The organism is Oribacterium sp. C9, assembly GCF_002007235.1.
In the GTDB taxonomy this organism is placed as follows: Bacteria; Bacillota; Clostridia; order Lachnospirales; family Lachnospiraceae; genus Oribacterium.
Genome location: NZ_MUHW01000049.1, coordinates 1 through 3370, shown reverse-complemented (window position 1 = coordinate 3370; position 3370 = coordinate 1). Strand labels below are relative to the sequence as shown.

Genomic DNA, 3370 nt, shown 5'->3' with positions numbered 1-3370 from the left:
ACTAAACTTCCGAAAAAGAATCAATGGTTACCCACTATTTTTGACGAATAACCAAAAAAATAATGTTATGTTGTTGATTGATGAGATAATTCAGACTCTGGAGAATTTAACGATTTGAAAGAATACTGGAAATACCGGTGTATGTCATTTTCTGCTCATGTGTGTTCTAAGCTATATTTATTTCTTTAAAAGGTCCTTGGTAAGATCAACCTCATCCGCAGGGATGGGAGAGAGCCCCAACAGCTTCATCAGGAGGTGCATATCCTCATCAACTTCTTCAATTTAGGAATCTCTGAAAAACTGGCAATATCCATCTTTTCGCAAAACTCCGGTTTAACGAAAAAATGCCGATTATACGGCATGCGTCTGTCATTAAATTGAAGAAGTTATCGAGACTTTTGGCTATTAAAAAGTTAAAAAAGGTCTCGTTAACCTCTTCAATTGCCGTGATGTAAGTCTATTCATATAATTGATTATATGAATAGATCAAAAAACGAATTGGAAACAAAAAGCAAAGTTAATAAGATTGTTAGGGATAACCTTCCAAAGTTTGCTACAAGATATTTCAAAGCAAATATGGATGTTAAATCACCACAATCACTGTATGGATATGCTTTGGATCTGACGACTTTCTTTGAGTATTTGAAATACCGTGAGCCGGATTCTTTTGACGTAGCCAAGATGACCCTTTCGGATCTCAACAAGCTAACTCCTTCTATCATTGAAGATTATCTTGATTACAGCAGAGAATATACTGATAAAGGTGAAACAAAGATCCGGTCTGATGCTGCTATAAAACGCAGATACAGCTCCCTCTCCTCTTTCCTTGCTTATTATTACAAGATGGATATGATAGACCGGAATCCTGCAGCGAAAGTGAATCCTCCCAAAATAAGAAATCAGGTTCAAATTACTCCATCAGTAAAAACAAACCGTAACATTATCGATTTCATATCCAATGGAATACTTGAAGGCAGACGCGCTGTTTTCCAAGAAAAAACATGTCTTCGTGATACAGCCATCGTAACGCTAATTGCAAGTACCGGAATCAAGGTTTCTGAACTGGTCAACATGAACATAGAGGATGTTGACCTTGAAGAGCATTGTATTTCCATATATGGCCGCAGAAATCAAAAGAGGAGCATTTATATTTCAGATCCTACTGCCGTTGCCATTAGCCGTTATCTTGCAATCAGGCTTGAAATCTTGCCGGTACATGGACATGACGAGGCGTTATTTCTAAGTCTTCAAGCCAAAAGATTAAGCGTTCGTGCTGTAGAGTATATGGTTAAGAAGTATACCGAGGCATTTTTTGATGGAGCTGATCATCTGACTCCTGAGACTATTCATCAGTCATTCCGTAATAGCATTTTCATGCAGTCCATGAACCTGCCGTTTACAGCGGATATATGTGGATTAGACAGGAATACTCTCCTGCAGTACTATCGTCCTTATATCGACGATTATGAAAGTCGTAAGGGGCAGGAATTCAAATAAATCAGTTAATTTTTCACCAATCAAAAAAGATCCCAAGGGGATCTTTTTTATGTTGCATAAAGAATTTCCTTCTATCCTGGCTTAACATTTATTATTCTTGATTTTTATGCAAATTCTATCCTTTTTAATGTTTTCTTTTAACCCTCTGCAAGAGCAAATAAAATATATCCTTGTGTGTTCATGATTCTGCTCAGAAAGTGAGGAAACCTATGACAAAAATGGTAAATAGAATTGATGATGCAGACAGGGAGAAGATCTCATTAGGAATAGCCCGTAAACAGCCCCTGAAAAAGATAGCCAAGCTGCTGAACAGGCATCTGTCTTCTATCACAAATGAGATAAAAAAGCATCGCGTTTTTATCAGAGGCAGCTATTATGCAGGCAATGACTGCCGATATGCGGAAGGCTGTGATAAACGCAATGTATGCGGTGACATGGATTGCAAGATGTATTGCTACACATGCCCTAAAAAGTGTCATGAATTCTGTAGCGAGTATGTGACACTTAAATGCAAAAAGTATGAGAAACCAACCTATGTCTGTAACGCCTGCGATAACCGCCGCTACTGTCAGGATGACAGATTTTTCTACGATTCTGCTGTTGCCGACAGACAGGCGAAGGAAACACGAAAAATATCCCGCCAGGGTATACATCTTACTGACGAAGAGCTTGCTGACGTTAATACTATTCTGACAACGGGTATCAAGAAGGGACAGCCGATAGCCCATATCTTCTCTACGCATGAGGATGAGATCCCCATAACAAGCAGGACTGCTTACACTTACATCGATATGGGCATACTTGATGTCAGAAACATTGACCTGCGTCGTCAGGCAGGCTACAAGCATAGGCGCAAAAAGAAAGAAGAATCGGGTATTCTCAATCAGGTATATCGGCAGAATCGCTCCTACGCCGATTTTACAGCTTATATGGAGCATAGATCTGATTTCCGAGTATTTGAGATGGATACAGTAAAGGGAAAACGTGGTTACGGAAAAGTCTTGCTGACGATGCTTTTCAGAAAGAACTCTGTCATGCTCATTTTTCTTATGGATGACTGCAAGGCAGACTCAGTTATTTACTGGTTCAACTATCTTGAGACAGCACTTGGAAAAGAGGTATTCCATCGTCTCTTCGAAATTTGCGTGACCGATAACGGGTCTGAGTTCAAAAAGGTGGATGAACTTGAGCTTTCTTCTGACAATACCATACGCACCAGCATGTTTTATTGCGATCCGATGCAGAGTGGACAGAAAGGTCGTCTGGAGAAAAATCATGAATACATCCGTTATGTGATTCCCAAAGGCACTTCTCTTAATCCGTTCACACAGGAAGACATGACTCTTCTTGCAAATCACATCAATAGCACCAAGAGACCCGGACTTGGGGATAAATCGCCCTATGAGCTTATTACTGAGGATGATGAGGACATGCACTGCCTTATGAAGTTGTTGGACCTCTCTCCTGTCCCCGCAGATGAAGTTAATCTTACCAAGGGCCTTTTGAAGAAATAAATCTATCTTAGAACACACACGAGCAGAAAATGACATACACCGATATTTCCAGCATTCTTTCAAATCGTTAAATTCTCCAGAGTCTGAATTATCTCATCAATCAACAACATAACATTATTTTTTTCAACGCGGAGGAATTACTATGCCTAAACGAAAGAAGTCAAATATACACGACCTGTATCCTAAGGACTACTGCTTTGACTATGAAGCTTTCGAAGCAGATCCGGAGGGATATGTGTTCACACAGGATGACATAGCATACAGTAACGCAATGGATCTTGAACGTTATGAACGTGAGGTTCCGATGAGCTACTACGAAAAGACCCTGCTTCGCAAATGGGTCATGTCAGGACACAGCC

Annotated in this window: 3 protein-coding genes; all 3 read left to right on the top strand. The window is 39.9% G+C overall.

Annotated elements, in window-relative coordinates; translation table 11 throughout:
- The first annotated feature begins 576 nt into the window (after positions 1 to 576).
- Positions 577 to 1497 (top strand): tyrosine-type recombinase/integrase, encoded by a 921-nt coding sequence (locus BXO88_RS16025; RefSeq protein ID WP_168171757.1) that lies wholly within the window; start codon positions 577 to 579, stop codon positions 1495 to 1497.
- A gap of 209 nt (positions 1498 to 1706) precedes the next feature.
- The gene (locus tag BXO88_RS16020; RefSeq protein ID WP_078038727.1) at positions 1707 to 3011 is read left to right on the top strand and encodes an IS30 family transposase; all 1305 of its coding nucleotides are present in this window, start codon (positions 1707 to 1709) and stop codon (positions 3009 to 3011) included.
- A gap of 142 nt (positions 3012 to 3153) precedes the next feature.
- Positions 3154 to 3370: hypothetical protein (locus BXO88_RS16015; protein ID WP_139355633.1), on the top strand; the 217-nt coding region annotated here is incomplete at its 3' end.

Excerpts from the sequence above, each read along its gene's own strand:
- BXO88_RS16020 (WP_078038727.1), top strand. The coding sequence starts at position 1,707 with ATGACAAAAATGGTAAATAGAATTGATGATGCAGACAGGGAGAAGATC.
- BXO88_RS16025 (WP_168171757.1), top strand. The coding sequence starts at position 577 with ATGGATGTTAAATCACCACAATCACTGTATGGATATGCTTTGGATCTG.